The sequence below is a fragment of the Mycobacterium shunyiense genome (genome assembly GCF_058270035.1).
Window position 1 is genome coordinate 21,428 of the sequence record NZ_JBZDPT010000004.1, and the last position, 20,047, is coordinate 41,474.

General features: G+C 66.6%; 18 protein-coding genes and 1 pseudogene. 11 read left to right on the top strand and 8 right to left on the bottom strand.

Annotation, left to right across the window (positions count from 1 at the left end; all coding sequences use genetic code 11):
* The first annotated feature begins 28 nt into the window (after positions 1-28).
* On the top strand, positions 29-919 hold the full coding sequence (locus AC4ELS_RS04035) for a hypothetical protein (protein WP_499046004.1): 891 nt from the start codon (positions 29-31) through the stop codon (positions 917-919).
* On the opposite strand, the gene AC4ELS_RS04040 is transcribed toward AC4ELS_RS04035, so the two are convergent.
* On the bottom strand, positions 909-2,102 hold the full coding sequence (locus AC4ELS_RS04040; RefSeq protein WP_499046007.1) for a cytochrome P450: 1,194 nt from the start codon (positions 2,100-2,102) through the stop codon (positions 909-911). The genes AC4ELS_RS04035 and AC4ELS_RS04040 overlap by 11 nt on opposite strands.
* 192 nt (positions 2,103-2,294) lie before the next feature.
* On the opposite strand from AC4ELS_RS04040, the gene AC4ELS_RS04045 reads away from it, so the two are divergent.
* From AC4ELS_RS04045 to AC4ELS_RS04070, 6 genes are read left to right on the top strand one after another with little or no spacing between them, the layout of a single operon-like run.
* On the top strand, positions 2,295-3,254 hold the full coding sequence (locus tag AC4ELS_RS04045; RefSeq protein ID WP_499046009.1) for an ABC transporter substrate-binding protein: 960 nt from the start codon (positions 2,295-2,297) through the stop codon (positions 3,252-3,254).
* The gene (locus tag AC4ELS_RS04050; protein ID WP_064887383.1) at positions 3,233-4,117 is read left to right on the top strand and encodes an ABC transporter permease; all 885 of its coding nucleotides are present in this window, start codon (positions 3,233-3,235) and stop codon (positions 4,115-4,117) included. Before AC4ELS_RS04045 ends, AC4ELS_RS04050 begins: the two co-directional genes overlap by 22 nt.
* Complete coding sequence (locus AC4ELS_RS04055) at positions 4,114-4,851, top strand: ABC transporter ATP-binding protein (protein WP_499046011.1); 738 nt, start codon at positions 4,114-4,116, stop codon at positions 4,849-4,851. Before AC4ELS_RS04050 ends, AC4ELS_RS04055 begins: the two co-directional genes overlap by 4 nt.
* Positions 4,835-6,427 (top strand): FAD-binding protein, encoded by a 1,593-nt coding sequence (locus AC4ELS_RS04060; protein WP_499046014.1) that lies wholly within the window; start codon positions 4,835-4,837, stop codon positions 6,425-6,427. The genes AC4ELS_RS04055 and AC4ELS_RS04060 overlap by 17 nt, the downstream gene beginning before the upstream one ends.
* Positions 6,424-6,834 (top strand): 4Fe-4S dicluster domain-containing protein, encoded by a 411-nt coding sequence (locus AC4ELS_RS04065; RefSeq protein WP_499046016.1) that lies wholly within the window; start codon positions 6,424-6,426, stop codon positions 6,832-6,834. Before AC4ELS_RS04060 ends, AC4ELS_RS04065 begins: the two co-directional genes overlap by 4 nt.
* On the top strand, positions 6,827-7,294 hold the full coding sequence (locus tag AC4ELS_RS04070) for a DoxX family membrane protein (RefSeq protein WP_499046018.1): 468 nt from the start codon (positions 6,827-6,829) through the stop codon (positions 7,292-7,294). Before AC4ELS_RS04065 ends, AC4ELS_RS04070 begins: the two co-directional genes overlap by 8 nt.
* Positions 7,295-7,363: 69 nt before the next feature.
* Here AC4ELS_RS04070 and pcrA read toward each other — a convergent pair whose 3' ends face one another.
* A complete protein-coding gene (gene pcrA / locus AC4ELS_RS04075) occupies positions 7,364-9,700 on the bottom strand; it encodes a DNA helicase PcrA (protein ID WP_064959064.1) in 2,337 nt (778 codons plus the stop codon).
* 1 nt (position 9,701) lies between these two features.
* Between pcrA and AC4ELS_RS04080 the strand changes: the two genes are divergently transcribed.
* From AC4ELS_RS04080 to AC4ELS_RS04090, 3 genes are all read left to right on the top strand, one after another.
* On the top strand, positions 9,702-10,013 hold the full coding sequence (locus tag AC4ELS_RS04080) for a chorismate mutase (RefSeq protein WP_413784957.1): 312 nt from the start codon (positions 9,702-9,704) through the stop codon (positions 10,011-10,013).
* Positions 10,014-10,119: 106 nt separating this feature from the next.
* Complete coding sequence (locus tag AC4ELS_RS04085) at positions 10,120-11,307, top strand: DUF6973 domain-containing protein (RefSeq protein ID WP_499046020.1); 1,188 nt, start codon at positions 10,120-10,122, stop codon at positions 11,305-11,307.
* A 14-nt stretch (positions 11,308-11,321) separates the two neighbouring features.
* Positions 11,322-12,230, top strand: a complete 909-nt coding sequence (locus AC4ELS_RS04090) for a hypothetical protein (RefSeq protein WP_448441899.1) — start codon at positions 11,322-11,324, stop codon at positions 12,228-12,230.
* A gap of 5 nt (positions 12,231-12,235) precedes the next feature.
* On the opposite strand, the gene AC4ELS_RS04095 is transcribed toward AC4ELS_RS04090, so the two are convergent.
* Positions 12,236-14,293 (bottom strand): SGNH/GDSL hydrolase family protein, encoded by a 2,058-nt coding sequence (locus AC4ELS_RS04095; RefSeq protein ID WP_463805543.1) that lies wholly within the window; start codon positions 14,291-14,293, stop codon positions 12,236-12,238.
* 32 nt (positions 14,294-14,325) lie between these two features.
* The gene (locus AC4ELS_RS04100; RefSeq protein ID WP_055117260.1) at positions 14,326-15,774 is read right to left on the bottom strand and encodes an NAD-dependent succinate-semialdehyde dehydrogenase; all 1,449 of its coding nucleotides are present in this window, start codon (positions 15,772-15,774) and stop codon (positions 14,326-14,328) included.
* Positions 15,775-15,824: 50 nt separating this feature from the next.
* On the opposite strand from AC4ELS_RS04100, the gene pgi reads away from it, so the two are divergent.
* On the top strand, positions 15,825-17,486 hold the full coding sequence (pgi, locus tag AC4ELS_RS04105) for a glucose-6-phosphate isomerase (RefSeq protein ID WP_064887377.1): 1,662 nt from the start codon (positions 15,825-15,827) through the stop codon (positions 17,484-17,486).
* Between the two features lie 27 nt (positions 17,487-17,513).
* Here the strand turns inward: pgi and AC4ELS_RS04110 are convergent, their stop codons facing one another.
* The 4 genes and pseudogenes from AC4ELS_RS04110 to AC4ELS_RS04125 form a co-directional block, all read right to left on the bottom strand.
* The gene (locus AC4ELS_RS04110; protein WP_236734927.1) at positions 17,514-17,927 is read right to left on the bottom strand and encodes a hypothetical protein; all 414 of its coding nucleotides are present in this window, start codon (positions 17,925-17,927) and stop codon (positions 17,514-17,516) included.
* Positions 17,928-18,375: 448 nt separating this feature from the next.
* Positions 18,376-19,125 (bottom strand): SDR family oxidoreductase, encoded by a 750-nt coding sequence (locus tag AC4ELS_RS04115; protein ID WP_044520156.1) that lies wholly within the window; start codon positions 19,123-19,125, stop codon positions 18,376-18,378.
* A 42-nt stretch (positions 19,126-19,167) separates the two neighbouring features.
* Entirely contained in the window at positions 19,168-19,656 is a 489-nt protein-coding gene (locus tag AC4ELS_RS04120; RefSeq protein WP_499046338.1) for a zinc finger domain-containing protein, read from the bottom strand.
* Positions 19,657-19,779: 123 nt separating this feature from the next.
* Positions 19,780-20,037 (bottom strand): annotated as a pseudogene (locus AC4ELS_RS04125) (DNA-formamidopyrimidine glycosylase family protein); the annotation flags it as partial.
* Positions 20,038-20,047 lie beyond the last annotated feature (10 nt).

Genomic DNA, 20,047 nt, shown 5'->3' on the forward strand with positions numbered 1-20,047 from the left:
GCACGGTGACCGCTGTTAGGTTTGCGCGATGCGCCCCACTGCGTTGACCGCGATTGCCCTGACCTGTGTCAGTGGTGTCCTGGGAATCGTCGCGACACTGCGTGCGCTGATCGTGGCCTGGTACGCCATCGGCTACGGCTTCAGCTTCAACCCGCTTCGCTTCTGCCACTCGATCTTCAACCTTGTCGCGCTGGGTGCGGTGACGGTGGCGCTGTTCGCCGGTGCAGTGCTGCTGGAACGGCGCAACCCGCGGGGACGGGTCGTGGTGATCGCGGCCAGCGTGGCGGTGATCGTGCTGTCGCTGATCGAGTTGGGTGTATGGGCCATGTCGTCCGCTCAGAGCATGCTCGGGGTGCATCGTTGGGTGTGGTTTGCCCTGGCCATCGCCACGCTGATCGTCGCACCCTTCGTGTCGAGCGAATCTCGTTGCACTGCAGGCGGTCCAGAGGTCGCCACACCCCAGCCCAGCCGGTGGGCCAACCTGCTCGTCGCGGCACCGGCTGTAGCGATGGCCGCCTACCAGCTGTGGCTGGTCACAAGGCAGTTCGACGACAGCTTGCATTATGTCTCGAACTTGACGGACCTGCTGCCGACTTCGCCGAGCGCGACATGGGCGCTGGCGATGGTGGAACCACCGATCGCCGCGGCAGTCGCGGCACTGACGCTGATTCTCGGTGCAGTGCTGATCTCCTTCGGTGCCACCGCCGGCCGGTACGCCGTGATCGCCGGTTGCATTCTCACGGTGGCGCAAGGCATCTTCGGCTGGACTGATCTGGATCGGCTCTTCTTCGAGATCGGAGCCACCGATCTGACACCGATCTTCGCCCCGCGTTCGGCGTCGGTGGTGGTGCTCACGCTCACTGTGCCGGTGGTGACCGCGGTACTGGCGGCGGCGGCAGCACGACCCTCTAGAACTTGACCGGCAGCCGCGCCCATCCGCGAACGCTGGACGTGTGGGCGCGGAAAGCGTTGGGGTAGTCCACTTCCCAGTCTGGCCACCGCTTGAGCACCTCCTCGAAGGCCACCCGGGCCTCCAGCCGGGCCAGCGCCGACCCCAGACAGAAATGCAGGCCCTGCCCGAAGCTCAGGTGTCCGCCGGTGCGGTGGATGTCGAACCGGTCGGGATCGGTGAACTTCGACTCGTCACGATTGGCCGATCCGTTGAGCAGCAACATGTACGAGCCCTCGGGGATGGCCTGCCCGTAGTGCTCGACGTTCTGGGCGACATACCGGGCCTGCACCGGTGACGGCGGTTCGAAGCGCAATGTCTCCTCGACCGCCTTCGGGATCAGGCCCGGATCGGCCACGAGTTCCCGGCGTTGGTCCGGATGCTCGCCGAGCAGCTGGCCCATGAAACCGATGAGCCGAGCCGTGGTTTCGCCGCCGGCGCCGGCGATCATCGCGGTGTATGCGAGCACCTCGGTACGTTCCAGCTTGCGCCGGGTGCCGTCGGGTTCGTCGATCTCGGCGTTGAGCAACTCGGTCATCAGGTCGTCGGAGGGATGGGTGGACCGCCACTCGATGTACTCGGCGAACATCGCCAGGGCATCCGCGAAGACCGTCGCACTCACATCGGTGGTGTCGTCGGACAGCGCGATGTTCTTGTCGGTGCCCGCGCGGATCTGCTCCTGCCCCTCCTCTGGAATGCCCAGCAGATAACCGATGGTCCGCATCGGCATGAACGCCCCGAGGTCGGCAACGAAGTCCAGACCGTCCTGCCCGCGAAGGGGATCCAGCGCCTTCGCACAGAAGTCGCGCACCAGGTCCTCGACGGCCAGCATCCGGCGCGGCGTGAAGACTTTCGACAGCAGCCGACGATGAAGATCGTGCAGCGGGGGGTCCTCGAACAGCAGGATGCCCGGCGGAACCTCGATGCCACTGAACAGGATGTCGGCCGTCGTGCCCCGCCCGGACCGATAGGCCTGCCAGTTGGGCAGTTCGCGGGCCACGTCGTCCCAGCGGCTCAGCGCATAGAAGTTGTACTTCTCGTTGTAGTAGAGCGGCGCCTCGCTGCGCATCCGCTTCCAGATGGGGTAGGGATCGTCGTCGATGTCGTTGTCGAACGGGTCGTAGTACAGCTCCACAGCCTGTTGCGTCGTCACCGATCCGTTTCCCCGTCCACGTGGTACCAAATAGTTGTTCCACCGTACTGTGCCGTTCGCTGAGCGGTCAATCACCCGCTCACAGGGTTCTTCCAGTCAAGCTGAGCCAAACCGTCGACCCGAAATCGGGCCGGGCGTCTACTGGGGCGGATTCGCGTGTGCTCACGCCTTGACCCCCGGAGGCCCGCTCCCATGTTCAACCGCCTGTTGCGCACCGCTTTTGCGCTTACCGTCCTCGCCACCGCCGTCTCCTGCAGTGCCAACGACAACGACGCCGACGGCTACACGCTGCGGGTCGGGGCCACGTCGGTGACCGGTACCCCCGCGGGCTCGCTGGGCTGGGGCGACAAGCAGGGCATCCTCACCGAACAACTCAAATCCGCGGGGGTCGGCAAGATCGAGTACTCGTTCTTCCAGTCCGGTAGCGATGTCGCCTCCGCCCTGTTCGCCGGAGCCATCGACGTGGCGGCCATCGGAGACAACCCGGGCCTGCGGGCCCGGAGTCGCGACCCGAAAGTGGTGCTGCTGTCCCTGGATTCGGTGAACGGCGACGCCTGGTTGGTGGGCGCGAAGGGCGGACCCACCGAGATCAAGGGCCTGGTCGGCAAGGACATCACCGCCCCGCAGGGCACGATCCGTGACCGGGCCGCCCGACAACTCATCGATGCCGCAGGGCTGACCGGCCAGATCCACGTGCGCGACGTTCCCACCCCCGAGTCCATCGCCGGCCTGAGTTCCGGGAAGATCGACGCGGCAGTCGTGACCGGCGCCAGCGCGGCCGAGCTGGAATCCAAGGGCTTCCCGATCATCGACAGCCTGTCGCGGCACAGCTTCGGCAGCACCGGCACCAACATCGCCCTGCGCTCGTTCACCGACGCCCGCCCCGAGTTCATCGGCGCCTGGCAACAGGCCGTCACCAGCGTCAACCGCGACATCACCGAGAACTTCGACGACTACCTGGCCTGGGTCGCGCAGACCGACGACACCGACCTGAAGTTCGTCCAGAAGTCCACCCGCGCCGAGGAGTTCAACACCGAACCGTTCCCCCAGGTCGGCGTGGACCAGCTCGAGGCCGCCTACCAGTTCCTCAACGCCGACGGATCGTTCGACCACGAATACTCGGTCCGGGAATGGGCCGGGGCCAAGTCATGACCGCAGCGACCGTCGTCCAGGCCCCGACCACTCGTCCGGAACTCATCGAGGTCGTCGGTGGCCGTAGCCGACGAAAAGGACTGTGGGCACGCCTACCTCGACCGGTTCGCCGGCTGGTGAGCCCGGCACTCATCCTCGCGATCTGGACCGTCGGCTCGATGACGGGGCTCCTCAATACCGACCTCTTCCCACCTCCGACCGAGGTGGCGGCCACCGCGTGGCGCCTGCTCGGCGACGGCCAACTCGCCACCCACGTCGGCGCGTCGGCGGTCCGGGTGCTGACCGGCACCGTGCTCGGCATCCTCATCGGGGTCGCGCTCGCGATCCTGGCCGGGCTCACCCGTACCGGCGAGGACCTGCTCGACTGGACCATGCAGATCCTCAAGGCGGTACCGAATTTCGCGCTGACCCCGTTGCTGATCATCTGGATGGGCATCGGCGAGGGCCCCAAGATCGTGCTGATCACCACCGGGGTGGCGATTGCGATCTACATCAACACCTATTCCGGAATCCGCGGTGTGGACCGGCAACTCGTCGAGATGGCCCAAACCTTGGAAGCGCCACGGCACACCTTGATCACCCAGGTGATCCTGCCCGGTGCGATGCCGAATTTCCTGGTCGGCCTGCGGCTCGGGCTGTCCAGCGCGTGGCTCAGCCTGATCTTCGCCGAGATGATCAACACCACCCAGGGCATCGGCTACCTGATGTCGCGGGCCCAGACCAACCTGCAGTTCGATGTGTCGCTGCTGGTGATCGTCATCTATGCAGTCGCGGGACTGCTGTCCTACACGCTGGTGCGGGTACTTGAACGGCTCCTGCTGTCCTGGCGTAACGGTTTCGAGGGTCTGGGAGCGCCGGCATGAGTTCACCGGTCGTCGAGGTGCACGGCCTGCGGCGCGCCTTCGCTGATCAGCAGGTGCTCGACAACCTCGAATTACAGATCGACGACGGTGAATTCGTCGCGATGCTGGGCCGGTCCGGGTCCGGGAAGAGCACACTGCTGCGGGTGCTGGCCGGCCTCGACGATCAGGTCACGGGCTCGGTGAAGGTGCCTCGCTCACGGGCGGTGGTGTTCCAGAACCCGCGGCTGCTGCCATGGCGGCGTGCCCTGGCCAACGTGACCTTCGCATTGCCCGACGCCGGACCCGACGCCCCCAGCCGGGCGGCGCGCGGGCGGTCCGCGCTCGAAGAGGTGGGCCTCACCGCGAAAGCAGGCAGCTGGCCGTTGTCGCTGTCCGGCGGTGAGGCGCAACGGGTTTCACTGGCCCGCGCGCTGGTCCGCGAACCCGACCTGTTGCTGCTCGACGAGCCGTTCGGCGCGCTCGACGCGTTGACCCGGCTCAAGATGTACGGGCTGCTACACGAATTGTGGTCCCGCAGACACATGGCGGTCCTGCACGTCACCCATGACGTCGACGAGGCGATCCTGCTGGCCGACCGGGTAGTGGTCCTCTCGGGCGGGCGGGTATCGCTCGACCGCCGTGTCGAACTGTCCTTCCCCCGCACCCGCAGCGACGACGGGTTCGACGAATTGCGCCATGTGCTGTTGGCCGAACTCGGTGTCCGAGAGGAAGTAGGCCATGACCGCTCCCGCTGACCCCGATGCGCTGGTCACCGATGTCCTGGTGATCGGCGGCGGCCCCGCCGCCACCTGGGCCGCCATCTCGGCCACCGAATCCGGTGCCCGGGTCATCCTGGTGGACAAGGGCTACTGCGGCACCAGCGGAGCCACCGCCGCCGGTGGCAACAACCTGTGGGCCATCGGTCCCGGCCCGCGGCGCGAGGATTCGGTACGCGAGCGTGAGCTGGCCGCCGGCCGGATCACGGACTCCGAGTGGATGTTCCGGGTACTGGCCACCTCGTGGGACCGGCTCGAGCAGCTCTCCGAGTGGGGCTATCCGTTCCCGGTGGGCGCCGACGGCCGCGAGATGCGCAGCAGTCTGCAGGGCCCGGAGTACATGCGCCGGATGCGGCGCAAGGCCCACCGCAGCGGCGTGCTGATCCTCGACCATCATCCGGCGCTGACGTTGACCGCCGACCGCGACGGTGTCGTCACCGGTGCCACCGGCATCGCTCGCCAGGACGGCGGCCGGCTGTGGCAGGTCACCGCGGGTGCCGTCGTGCTGGCCACCGGCGGAACGGCCTTCCTGTCCGGAACCTTCGGGACCAACGTCGATACCGGCGAGGGTCTCCTGATGGCGGCCGAACACGGCGCGCACCTGTCCGGCATGGAGTTCTGCACGGCCTACGCGCTGGCGCCCGAATGGGGTGTGCATACCAAGGGCCGAATGCTGCAGTGGGGGAGCTTCTATGATGAACACGGCCGGCCCTTCACCACCCAACGTGGGCTGAGTGGGCGTCAGGACGCGCAGCGGGCACTCACCCGCGGCGAGCGGGTATTCGCCCGACTGGACCGTGCCCCCGAACACATCCGCCAGACCATGCGCGATGCCCAGCCGAACTACTTCCTGCCACTGGACAAGGCCGGCATCGACCCATTCACGACGGCGTACCCGGTCCGAATGGTCTACGAGGGCTCGGTGCGTGGCACCGGTGGCCTGCGACTGGTCGGGCCGGATTGCGCGACAACGGTTCCCGGACTGTACGCGGCAGGGGACGCCGCGACCCGCGAGCTCATCACCGGCTCGCTGTCGGGCGGCGGCAGTCGCAACGGCTCCTGGGCAATCGCGTCGGGCACCTTCGCCGGCCGGGGTGCTGCGGAGTTCAGCCGCACCCGACGGGTCGAACCGGCTGCGGCGATACCGCCCACGGGGCGGTCACGCTCCGGTGCGCCGACCATCGACGAGGTGGTCGCGGCGGCACAGTCGCATGTCCTGCCGCCACAGCGCAGCTACCTGAAATCAGCTGAGCGGCTTCGTCAATCGGCCGGGGCACTGGAGACCCTCTGGCGTGACATCGCCGACGGTCTCGCCCCGGTTCCGGCACGCGCCGTCTACAAGCAGCGCCAGGCGGTCGCCATGGTGGCAGCCGCGCGCTGGATCACTGCCGCATCTCTGGCCCGGCCCGAGACCCGCGGCCTGCACCGGCGTGAGGATCTGCCCGAATCGAATCGCCGCTTCGAGCACCGCATCCTGGTCGGCGGTCTCGATGACGTCTGGACCACCCCTGATCCCGTTGCCCCGCAGCTCATCTCCTCGGAGGCCGTGGCGTGATCGAGATCGTCAGCACCACCGCGTGCATCAAATGCGACGTCTGCGTGAAGGTGTGTCCCACCGACGTCTTTGACCGTGGCCCCGACGGCGTGCCCGTCATCGCCCGCCAGTCCGATTGCCAGACCTGCTTCATGTGCGAGGCTTACTGCCCCACCGATGCGCTCTATGTCTCGCCGGTCTCGGCGCCTGTCGGCGCCGACAGCCCGCACGCGACGGAATCCGCCGTCGCCCAGGCAGGCCTGCTCGGCGGCTACCGCGAGATGGTGGGCTGGGGTCGGGGCCGCTCCCCCGGCTCCCGATTGGACCAGAATCCGGTGTTGACCTCTGTTCCACCTCTGGCCGAGCCACGACTGGCCGCTCCCGCCGTGCTCGCAGACGGACCCTGGCATCATCAGGGACATGCCTGACGACGTCACTCCTGATGACACCGATGCGGCGCCGACCGAGAACAAACTATTGCTCCGGGGAGCAATCCTGTTCGCCCGCCTGGCATTGGCCACCTCGTTCCTGTCCGCCGTCGCCGACCGGTTCGGTCTGTGGGGACCGCCGGGCACGCCCAATGTCGGCTGGGGGAACTTCGAGTCCTTCACGGCCTACGTGCATGTCCTGGCGCCCTACCTCCCCGGGGCGCTGGTCGACATCGTCGCGTGGGGTGCGACGGTCGTCGAAGTCGTCCTCGCCGTGGGGCTACTGCTGGGCATCGCCACGCGCTGGGCCGCTTTCGCCAGTGCGGCAACGTTGCTCATCTTCGGTGTCTCGATGTTCGTCTTCGCCGGATTCGAGACACCGTTCAGTGCGTCCGTCTTCACCGCCGCCGCGGCGGCCTTGCTCGTCGGCTCGGCACCGTCGGCACGCAGTCCTCGTTGATTCTGCGAGCACGGCGCAAAAGTACGACAGACCGACGCCGTCAGCGCAGAGTCAACGGGCTGGGAAGCGTCAGAGCTTCTGCACCGGCGCGTGATTGTGCATGAGCTTGACCCGACCCCCACTGCCGAAGTCGATCAGAGACATCGCCAGATCGCCCACGCCCGTGACTTCCTCGACGCGGCCCAACCCGTACTTGTCGTGGGTGACCCGATCGCCGGGCTCCAACGTGATGATCGGACGGTTGCGCGCCGGCGCGGGCCGTGACGGGGAAGGACGCGGGGTGCCGTAGCGGCCGGCGTTGCCGACCGGCGCACTCATCGACGACGGCTGCTCGATGCGTCGCCAGTTGATCAGGTCTTCGGGAATCTCCCGCAGGAAACGAGACTCCGGGTTGAGCATGGGCTGCCCCCACGACGAACGCACCTTGGCCCGCGAGAGGTACAGCCGCTTGCGGGCCCGGGTGATGCCGACGTAGGCCAACCGACGTTCCTCGGACAGCTCGTTGGGATCGCCGAGTGCCCGCATGTGCGGGAACATGCCGTCCTCCCAGCCCGTGACGAACACCGCCGGGAATTCCAGCCCCTTGGCGGTGTGCAGCGTCATCATCGTGACCACACCTGCACCGTCTTCGGGAATCTCGTCGGCGTCGGCCACCAACGAGACCCGCTCCAGGAACTGGGCCAGCACACCGGTGTCGGGGATGTCCTCGTCGACCGGCTCGCCCTCACCCTGCTCGGCCAGTGCCCGGGCATTGGCCAGATCCGTGCTGAACTCGTGTGCGACGCTGACCAATTCGTTGAGGTTGTCCAGCCGGGCCAGATCCTGCGGATCACTGGAGGCCTCCAGTTCGCGGCGGTAGCCGGTGCGCTCCAGCACGGCCTCCACCAGATCACCCAGCTCGTCGTCGAGCTTGGCCCGCAGCTGGTCCAGCATCTCCACGAAGCTCGCGATGGCCTTCTCCGAGCGGCTGTTGAGCATCGGCACCCGCCCCTCGGCGGCCGCCTGCAACGCATCGTTGAAGTTTGCGCCGGTGTTCTCGGCGTAGACCGCGACGCACGCCTCGGCCCGGTCGCCGATGCCACGGCGGGGGGTGTTGAGGATGCGGCGCATGCTGACCGCGTCACCCGGATTGTCGAGCACTCGTAGGTAGGCGACGATGTCTCGGATCTCGCGGCGTTCGTAGAACCGCACGCCGCCGACGACCTTGTACGGGATGCCGGCTCGGATGAACACTTCCTCCAGCGCGCGCGAGGAGTTGTTGGTCCGGTAGAACACCGCGACGTCCGAATACTTGAGGCCCTCACTGTCGGCCAGCGAGTCGATCTCCTCGGCCACGAAGCGGGCCTCGTCGTGCTCGTTGTCGGCGACGTAGCCGACGATCAGCTCACCCTCGCCCTCCTCGGTCCACAGCCGCTTCTCGCGGCGGCCCGTGTTGCGGGCGATCACCGAGTTGGCCGCGTTCAGGATGGTCTGGGTGGAGCGGTAGTTCTGTTCGAGCAGGATCGTGGTCGCGTCCGGGTAGTCGCGTTCGAAGTCCTCGATGTTGCGGATGGTCGCGCCGCGGAACGCGTAGATGGACTGGTCGGCGTCACCGACGACACACAGTTCCGACGGGGCCACCCCGTCCTTCTCGTCGAGGTGGTGCCCGACCAGCTCACGCACCAACACGTACTGCGCGTGGTTGGTGTCCTGGTACTCGTCGACCAGGACGTGGCGGAACCGGCGCCGGTAGTACTGGGCGATCTGCGGGAAGGCCTGCAGGATCCCGACCGTCTCCCCGATCAGATCGTCGAAGTCCAGCGCATTGGCCGCGCGCAGCCGACGCTGGTACTCGCCGTAGACCTGCGCGATGATGCCGGCCATCTCCTCGGCCGCCTCCGACGCCTCGGCCGCGGCCTGCTCGGGTCCGATCAGCTCGTTCTTCAGGTTCGAGATGCCGTTGGCCAGCAGCCGCGGCGAGTACCGCTTGGTGTCCAGCCCCATGTCCTTGCCGATCATCATCAGCAGGCGACGGGAATCGTCCGAGTCGTAGATCGAGAAGTTGGAGTTCAGTCCCGGCAGCAGTGACGCCTGATTGCGCAGGATCCGCACGCAGGTGGAGTGGAACGTCGAAACCCACATGTTCCTGGCTCTGGGGCCCACCAGCTGGACCACGCGCTCGCGCATCTCGGCCGCGGCCTTGTTGGTGAACGTGATCGCCAGGATCTGCCCGACCCCGACGTCACGGGCCGCCAGCAGATAAGCGATACGCCTGGTCAACACCGCCGTCTTACCCGACCCAGCACCGGCAACGATCAACAGCGGCGACCCTTGGTGCAGCACTGCCTGGCGCTGCTGAGGGTTCAAGCCATCAAGAAGTTGATCAACATCTGCAGCAACTGGCGAGGCGACGGGGGAAGTGGTCATCTTGCGTTCAAACTTACCGCCGAGCGGGGACAGTTTTGCGCTGGCACGGGCCGACTGGGACGATCAGCCTGTGCCTGAGATCGATGACCTGCGCCGCGAGATCGACGAACTCGACGCGACCATCCTTGCCGCCGTCCAGCGACGCGCCGAGGTTTCCAAACTGATCGGCAAGGCCCGAATGGCCTCCGGCGGCACCCGCCTGGTGCACAGCCGCGAGATGCAGGTCATCGAGCGCTACAGCGTGCTCGGCCCCGAGGGCAAGGACCTGGCCATCCTGCTGCTGCAGCTCGGACGCGGCCGCCTGGGTCACTAGACCCCCGCACCCGGCTCACCGGTTCGGGCGAGCCTGACAAATTGCTGTCAAGACGCTGCCGTAGTCGCCCCGATAATTGGTGGGTGACAACCGGGGGGCGGCATCGATGAGCGTGCTCGAAGCTTTTCTGACGACGTACCAAACTGCACGGTCGAACTTCGGTGACGACACACCTCTGCAGTCCGGCGCCCCCTTGTTCGAAGGCAGCGCAGCCGTCGATGCCGTCGCGAGGGACACGGCGGGAACCATGCCCGGGGATGCGTGGAGGGGTACCGCGTCCGAGGCATACGAGGACGCCAACAACAAGAACGTCGCGAAGATGAGGGCATTCGCCGCCCTCGATCAACGTCTCGGCTCCCAGATCGACGCGTCCGCCTACGCTGTCAAGCGCGGACGCGAGAATCTGGTCTCGGTGCATGACCAGGTGGTCAGCTTGGCCAACTCGGTGCCGCCGGGTCCGCTCCGCGAGACGATGCTCCTGCCGATCGTCGCCGCCGGCATGGGCCAGATCGCCGAAGTCGTGGGTCGCACCACGGCCGATCTCTCGGACATCGGCAAGGACATCACCGAAATCGCCAACGAGTACCAGAAGCTCGGAGCGGGCGAGAGCGCCAGATCGACTATGGAGGAGGATCCCCGCAAGAAGCTCGAAGACATCCTGCGCGAATACCAGGTCAAAGACGATCGGAAGCTACCGCAGTGGATGATCGACCAGCTCGGGAAGTTGATTGGCGACAAACGCGCAGGGTATGCCGGGCTCACGTTCGGCGAATACCAGCTCCTCCTTGAACTGGGTGCGACCCAAGGACCTCAGGCGGTCATGGACTTCTTCGATATGAAGGAGGCCGCGGAACAAGAGGCAATCCGCAGGTATCCTCCCCCTGCCCCTGACGCCACCACTGACAATCACACCGACGCGTTCAGACACACGTATTGGAATGCACTGATGACGCAGCGGTTCGGTGAGGAGTGGACCCGCAAGTTCGCCACCGCTCATGAACGCCGACCGGGTGAACCGGCACCGCGCGAGGCGATGGATCTATACAACAACGAGATCGGCCGCCAGATCGGGATGACTCATGCGAATGCGACAACTGAGGAGCTCGCCGATCTCGTCCAAACGACAGTGGACAACGGCGACAGTGTGATCGTGACCAAGGACGGCGCAGGCCTGACCTGGAGTAATGACCCGAGCTTGCCGATAGGCGAGTTCGGGGGCAATCCCGAAGGCCGGGCACCTGGCAATCCGACCCCCTACCCGACCGAGGGCCGAACCCCGGGAGTACCAAGATGACGAAGAGGACGGCCATGATTGTCCTGCTCGTCGCCGGTCTACTCAGCGGATGCTTCTTCGGCCCCGGCAAAGACAACGGCGCCGAGAGGCTGAAGGACACCATCGCCGCCATGCCCGGCGTCACCAGCGCGGGGTTTGCGACAAACGACGCGGAACTGGCCACCGTCACGCTGCCGAATCTCTTTGTGACGATGGCAAGCGCGACGCCCGGGCAGATCCGGGCGGTCGTCGACACGCTCAAGAACAATCCCGATGAGGATCTCGAGACCGTCAATATCCGTGTCGCTGAAAAACCCTTGATTCTCGTCAGCGGCACGGTCGCGAATCTCGATGCCGGTCAGTTCGTCGACGATGTCGAGCGGCTACGTCGACTCACCCCGGCGGTGGGCCCAACTGCGGTGATGAAGTGGACACGCGACGATATCCCGGACGGCAACCTCTATGTCTCACGCGAATCGCCGTTGCCGGGCACACTCGGCATGATTCGGGAAAGCCTGGGCGGCATTGGTCTGGCCGAGATCTACCCGGGCGCATCGAGCAGCGTGCAGCGCTGGCGCATCTATTTCCCGTTCTCACCTGATGAAGAACGCCGCGTCAGCTCTCAGCTCGACTCGCTTCCCCTTCAGGTGGGCGCGGTGACGGTCAGTTCCGGTGTCATCACCGAACTCAATGTCGCGGTCACCGACGTCCAGGCGGTCGAACCGGCGATGAAGGATGCCATCAGCCGGCTCGGCGCCGGACCTGACTCACCATTGATGTTGAGCTGGCAGGTCGGCCAGATCTTCCTTCCCGCGGCGCCCGACGGAACAGTGCACGTGGGCGCTTGCGGATATCCGAGTACACCCTACGGGGACAATTTGTCGCCAGAGGAAAAGGCGCTGCAGGAGCGCGTCCGCGAGCAGTACGACTCCTGCCCTCGCTAGATCGACTAGCGTCCCGCCGGTTTGGCAGGCGCCTTCAGCGAGTCGAGCAGCCACGGCGTCAGCCACTGCACGGCCTCCGAGGTCGGGTGCACACCGTCGCTGCGCATCCGCACCCCGTCGATCTTCGCGGTGTACTTGCCGTCCGGGTTGAGCTTGGCGTTGAAATCCAGCACCGACACGTTGGGCCGTTGCCCGACCACATTGCGCAGCATGGTGTTCCAGGCCTGCACCCGGCCCGGCTGATCCTCGGGGTATAGCGTCCCGTCCGACCGTTCGCCGCGTCGGTTGTACGGCGCCGTGGTCACCACGACACGGGCGCCGGTCGAGCTCAGGATGTCCAGCGCGCGCTGCAACTCACCTTTGAGGTAGGCGTCGTAGGCGTCGTTGCCGACGTGCGTCCACCGGCCCTTCCAGGTGCGGTCCACAACCTCCCAGCGCCCGATCATCAGCAGCACGGTCTGCGGGCGGTCGTGTGCGATCCGCTGCGCCCAGCGTTCCGGCCAGGAGTCACACTCCGGCTTCTGGTTCAGCGTCTCCCCGGCCGACCGGTACGGTCCGCCGCGGGCGATGCCGCAGCCGATGGTGGTGTAGTCGCTGAAATGAAAACCAGGCGTGGCAGGCAGATAGCGCATCAGAGTCCAGGCCACCGAGTCGCCGAACACCGCAACGGTTTGCGTGCCGGGCGGCAGCGCCGGCGGTGGTCCCACCGGGACGGCCCGCTCGGCGCCGATGTCCTGCTCCGAGGCGGCCGCAGCCATCACGTCCGGGCCGGCGGGGCGGGTCGGAACACCGACCGGGACGAACGTCATCGTCACCACCGCCGCGGTGGCCACCGTCGCCGCCGCCAGCCGCAGCATCGGGACGTGCTGTGGGCGCCAGTGCCGGACCGGCTGTTCGATCGCCCACCACGACACCCATGACACCGCGATCGTCACCGCACACCGCAACGCCAGCAGCGACCAGCCGGAAAGCCCGGTGCGTTCGCCGTTGAGGATCAGAAAGATCGGCCAGTGCCACAGGTAGACGCCGTAAGAGATGACGCCGAGGGTGACCAGCGGGAACCAGGCCAACGCCCGCGCGACGTAACCGTCCTGGTCCAACGCGACGGGGGCGACGACGAGCACCGCACCCACGGCCACCGCGATCAGCAGCCCGTGATGGAACTCGTCGGCACTGCCGGTCGCGAGGTGCGCGGCCAGCGCCAGCACCGCGATTCCGATCACCGGCAACGTCCAGGCGACCCATCGCCGCCATCGGGTCCGGATCAGCGTGCCCGACACCGTCAGCGCCGACCAGTCCCGCACCAGCAGCGCCGCGGCAGCCGCACCGATCAGCAGCGCCTGCGCCCGGGTGTCGGTGCCGAAGTACACGCGGTTGAGCTCACCGGTGTCGCCGGACAACCAGATCGCCGCTGCCGCCGAGCCGGCCATGCCGAGGACGGAGAGGACGAACACCACCGCGCGGACAGCGCCCGTCGAGCGGCGACGCACCAGCAGCGCAGCGGCCAGCACGAGCAATGGCCACAGCAGGTAGTACTGCTCCTCGACCGCCAGCGACCAGGTGTGCTGCAACGGCGAGGGCGTGGCGCCCTGGCTGAAGTAGTCGGTGTCCGCGGCGACGAACACCCAGTTGGCCATCCAGAAGAACGCACCGACCGCATCCTCTCGGAGCGAGGTCACCGCTTCGGAGGGGAACAACGGCCGGGCGATCACGACGGCCAAGGTCATCAGCACCATCGCCGGCAGCAGGCGCTTGGCCCGGCGGATCCAGAAGCCTTTGAGATCGATGCGCTCGGTGCGGCGGAACTCGTCGAGCAAGAGCGAGGTGATCAGGAATCCGCTGAGCACGAAGAAGACGTCGACGCCGATGAAACCTCCGGCCACACCCGGCACCCCGCCGTGACCGGCCAGCACCAGGGCCACCGCGATCGCGCGGATGCCGTCGAGTGCCGGGATGTCTCGGCGGATGGAGGCACGCCGACGCCGACTGGCAGCACGGACCGGCGCCGCAGTCACGTCATGCCCTCCCGTCGTGGCGTCCGAGCCCCAGAGTTTAGGGGGCATCGGGCGCCGAATCGGGAAGGCGCGACGAGGCGCTAACGGGTTAGCGCAATATATTTCGTGTCGAGGTATTCCTCGATGCCCTCGATGCCGCCCTCACGGCCGAAGCCGGATTCCTTGATGCCGCCGAACGGGGCAGCCGCATCGGAGATGACACCGCGGTTGATTCCGACCATGCCGGATTCGATGCCCTCGGCCACCCGCAGCGCACGGTCCAGTGACTGCGTGTAAACGTAAGCAGCCAAGCCGTATTGGGTGTTGTTCGCGGCGGCCACACCTTCGTCCTCGGTGTCGAAGCCCGTGATCGGGGCGACGGGACCGAAGATCTCCTCCTTGAGGATGCGGGCGTCGGCGGGCACATCGGCCAGCACCGTGGCCGGGTAGAAGTTGCCCGGGCCGCCGGGGGCGACGCCGCCGACGGCGACCGTCGCACCTTTCGACACCGCGTCGGAGACGAGTTCGGTGACGGTGGCGACCTGCTTGGAGTTGATCAGTGGACCCAACGTGGACGCGGGGTCGATGCCCTTGCCGAGGGTGAACTCGCTCATCCGCTTGACGAGCTTGTCGGTGAACTCCTCGCGCACCGAGTTCGCGACGTGAAAACGGTTGGCGGCGGTGCAGGCCTCGCCGCCGTTGCGCATCTTGGCCAGGATCGCGCCGTCCACCGCCGCGTCGACGTCGGCGTCGTCGAACACGATGAACGGGGCATTGCCGCCCAACTCCATCGACGTGCGCAGGAGCTTGTCGGCGGATTGCTTCACCAGTGCCTTGCCCACCCCGGTCGATCCGGTGAAGGTGAGCTTGCGCAGCCGGCCGTCGTCGATCAGTGCGGTGGTCACCGCACCCGGATCGCTGGTCGGCAACACCGAGAGCACGCCCTTGGGCAGGCCGGCCTCATCCATCAGCTTGGCCAGCAGCAGCATCGTCAGCGGGGTTTCCTGCGCGGGCTTGACGATCATGGTGCAGCCCGCGGCGAAGGCAGGCCCCATCTTGCGGGTGCCCATGGCCAGCGGGAAGTTCCACGGCGTGATCGCGTAACACGGGCCGACGGCCTGCTTGGTGACGAGGATTCGCCCGGTACCCGCAGGCGCCGGGGTGAAGCGGCCGGCGATGCGCACCGCCTCCTCGGAGAACCAGCGGAAGAACTCGGCGCCGTAGGCGACCTCGCCCTTGCTCTCGGCGACGACCTTGCCCATCTCCAGGGTCATCAGCGCGGCGATGTCGTCGGCGCGTTCGGTGATCTTCTCGAACACCGAGCGCAGGATCTCGCCTCGCTTGCGCGGCGCGGTGGCTGCCCATTCGGCCTGCACCGCACATGCGGCGTCCAGCGCGGCGACCGCATCGGCGGCGGTCGCGTCGGCCACCGTGGCCAACACCTGATCGTCGCTCGGGTCGAGCACATTGAACGTCGAGGCGGCCTGGCGTTCTTCACCACCGATCCACAGACCCGTGGGCACGGATGAAATCAAGTCTTCAATGGCCATACATCCATCATGTACACCTTCGAATCAAGCACCGCACTAAGGTCAGCAGAATGAGTGCTGACATCACCGCAACCCCCGCATGGCAGGCATTGTCGAAGCACTACGACGAGATCCGCGACATTCATCTGACGGAGCTTTTCGCCGAGGATCCGGCCCGCGGAACCGAACTGGTGTTGACGGTCGGCGATCTCTACATCGACTACAGCAAGCACCGCGTCACCCGCCGCACTCTGGAATTGCTGGCTGACCTGGCGCGCGCCGCCGGACTGGAGGCCCGCCGCGCGGCGATGTTCGCCGGGGAGCACATCAACACCTCCGAGGACCGCGCGGTGCTGCACACCGCACTGCGGTTGCCTGCCGATGCGGCCTTGACGGTTGACGGCCAGGACGTGGTGACCGAGGTGCACTCTGTTTTGGATCGGATGGGCGATTTCACGGACCGGCTGCGCAGCGGCGAGTGGACCGGCGCCACCGGCGAGCGCATCAAGACCGTGGTCAACATCGGCATCGGCGGTTCAGACCTGGGGCCGGTGATGGTGTACGACGCGCTGCGCCACTACGCCGACGCAGGCATCAGTGCCCGCTTCGTGTCCAACGTCGACCCTGCCGACCTGGTCGCGACGCTGGCCGATCTGGACCCGGCCACAACGCTTTTCATCGTGGCCTCTAAGACGTTCTCCACACTCGAGACGCTGACCAATGCCACCGCCGCCCGCCGATGGCTGGTCGAAGGACTGGGCGGCGGTGCCGGACAGGAAGCCGTCGCCAAGCATTTCGTCGCGGTGTCCACCAACGCGAAGCTGGTGCAGGAGTTCGGCATCGACACCGACAACATGTTCGGCTTCTGGGACTGGGTGGGTGGCCGGTATTCGGTGGACTCGGCGATCGGGTTGTCCGTGATGGCCGTGATCGGCCGCGAGCGGTTCGCCGAGTTCCTCGCCGGATTCCACCTGGTCGACGAGCACTTCCGTACCGCCCCGCTGGCCGAGAATGCTCCGGCACTGCTGGGGCTGATCGGCCTGTGGTACTCGAATTTCTTTGGCGCACAATCACGCGCGGTGCTGCCCTACTCCAACGACTTGTCGCGGTTCGCGGCATATCTGCAACAGTTGACCATGGAGTCCAACGGCAAATCGGTGCGCGCCGACGGCACCGCCGTCACCACCGACACCGGTGAGATCTTCTGGGGCGAGCCGGGAACGAACGGCCAGCACGCCTTCTATCAGCTGCTGCACCAGGGCACCCGCTTGGTACCGGCCGATTTCATCGGCTTCTCTCAACCGACCGACGACCTGCCCACAGCCGACGGCACCGGCAGCATGCACGACCTGCTGATGAGCAACTTCTTCGCCCAGACCCAGGTGCTGGCATTCGGCAAGACGGCCGAAGCGATTGCGGCAGAAGGGACACCGGCTGCGGTGGTGCCGCACAAGGTGATGCCCGGAAACCGACCGACGACGTCAATCCTGGCAACCAGGTTGACGCCGTCGGTCGTGGGTCAGCTCATCGCCCTCTACGAACACCAGGTGTTCACCGAGGGAGTTGTGTGGGGTATCGATTCCTTCGATCAGTGGGGCGTCGAACTGGGCAAGACGCAGGCGAAGGCGCTGTTGCCGGTGATCACCGAGTCGGAATCACCTGGCACTCAGTCGGACTCGTCGACCGATGCGCTGGTGCGCCGGTATCGCGTCGAGCGCGGGCGCTCGGCTTAGGAGCGTCCCCGGCCGAAGCGATCCCCGTTAGGGCATCCCCGGGACCGTCGCGCAGCCCACGTTCGGGATGCAACCGCTGGCGCCGCCGGGACCGGCTGTGCCACCGGGACCGCCGGGGATGGAGCCGGTAGCCCCACCGGGCCCCGCCGTTCCGCCCGGGCCGTAGGGAATCTCACCCGTCGCGCCACCGGGACCCGCCGAGCCGCCGGGGCCGTAGGGAATCGAGCCGCTGGCGCCACCCGGGCCTGCCGTGCCACCGGGGCCACCCGGAATTTGGCCGGTGGCGCCGCCAGGTCCGGCGGTGCCAATGTCGGAGCACGCGGTGCCGTCGGCATTGACACAAGGCGGCGGAGCAGGCTCAGCCATGGCCACGGGGCCAAAGGCGACAGCACCTGCCGCAGCGCCTGCAAAGAGCATCGAGGCAATCAACTTTGTGGTCATAAAGGCTAACTACCCAAGTTCACCCGGTGCTGAAACCCCGCCCTGTCCAGAGCGCACCGACTGACGGCCGCGGCGGGTAGGCGTGTCGCGGAGGGGAGGGCCGTATAGACTTGCCCGCCTGTCCGCGACTTCTCAGCGACAATCGCCTCATAGATTCCTTGGGTCACTCTGACCCCACGGCCGATTAGTACTTATGTCACTCCAGCCAACTACAGCCACTTCAGCATCAGATTTCGGGCTGCCCGGCTATCAGCGACACTGTCGCTAACAGGCGGGCACTGGACTGACGAGCTCTGTGAGTCCAGTGGTGCTGGAGTGCCGAAAACCGCCAGCGACAATGTGGTTGGCGATACTGATGTTGTTCAGGTGGCGATTGTCGCTGAGAAGTCGCGGACAGTCGGGCACATCGACATTCCTCGGGAATCTGCGACGGGAGTGATGCCTGTGGCTAGGCGAATCGCTTGGTGTACTTCGGTGGCAACAGCCTCATCACCTGGGTCAGCGGCGCCCACGGCCAGCGCGGGACCACGGCCCGGCCCTTCTCCTTTTCGATGGCCTCGACCATCGCCCGCACGCCGGTCTCGTTGTCGACCATGAGCATCGTGGTCGCCGACTTGGCGGTCATCTCCGACTCGATGTAACCGGGCTCGATCACAGTCACCCGGATCGGGCCCTTGTCGTACTCGGCGCGCAGCGACTCGCCCAGCGAGGTCATGCCGGCCTTCGAGGCGCAGTAGGCGGCCTTGCCACCGGGCACACCGGTGTTGCCCAGGACCGACGAGATCAACACGAGATGACCGCTGCCGGACTTCTTGAACATCTCCAGCGCTGTCTCGATCTGCACCAGACCGGCGATCAGGTTGGTCTCGATGGTGGCCTTGTTCGCCCATGGCTTGCCCTCGCCCAGCGGCCAACCCTTGCCGATCCCCGCGTTGACGATCACGCGGTCGATTCCGCCGAGTTCCTCGGACAGCTCGCCGAACACCCTGGGCACGGCTTCATGGTCGTTGACGTCCAGCGCAGCGACGGCCACCTTGACGTAGGGGTGCCGGTCGGCCAGTTCGGCTTTGAGCTCATCGAGCCGCTCGGTGCGACGGGCACACAGCGCCAGGTCCCGGCCCTTGGCCGCGAATTGCCGGGCCATGCCCGCGCCCAGTCCAGAGCTGGCACCGGTGATGAGGATCTTCTGACGGGTCATCGCTGCAGGATAACCGAGTTAGACAACTGTCAAAAACGCGGACTACTTCAACAGTCGTGACATCCGCCGGTCGGCCAGCACCTTGCCGCCGGTCTGACATGTCGGGCAGTACTGGAACGACTTGTCGGCGAAAGACACCTCCCGCACGGTGTCCCCGCACACCGGGCACGGCAACCCGGTGCGGGCGTGCACGCGCAGGCCAGAGCGCTTCTCCCCTTTGAGCGTCGCGGCCTGCTGCCCCACCGACCGCGTCACCGCATCCGTGAGTACCGAGATCATCGCGTCGTGCAGCGCGCCGAGTTGGGCATCGGTCAGCTTGCCCGCGGTGGCGAACGGCGACAGCTTGGCCACGTGCAGGATCTCGTCGCTGTAGGCGTTGCCGATCCCGGCGATCACCTTCTGATCGGTGATCACCGTCTTGATCCGCCCGCTCTGCCCGGCCAGCGCTCCGGCCAACCCGGCTGAATCCAGCGACAGCGCGTCCGGTCCGAGTGAGGCGATCTGCGGTACGTCGAGAGGATCGCCGACGATCCAGACCGCCAACCGCTTCTGGGTGCCGGCCTCGGTCAGGTCGAAACCCAACCCGTCACCCAGATGCACGCGCAGGGCGATCGGGCCCTTTCCCGACGGCTTCAGCGGGGTCGGTGACAGCTTGTCGGACCACCGCAACCACCCCGCCCGCGACAGGTGCGTGATGAGGTGAAAAGGACCCAACTCCGCGCCTAATTCGATACCGAGGTACTTGCCCCAGCGGTTCGCCCCGGTCACGGTCTGGCCGTGCAATGCCGTCGTCGGCGGGTCGAACGTCTTGAGCACCGACAACGCGGCCACGTCGATCCGGGTGACCACCCGGTCCGTCGCATGCCGACGCAAATGATCGGCCAGCGCCTCGACTTCGGGCAGTTCAGGCATGGCTCCAGTG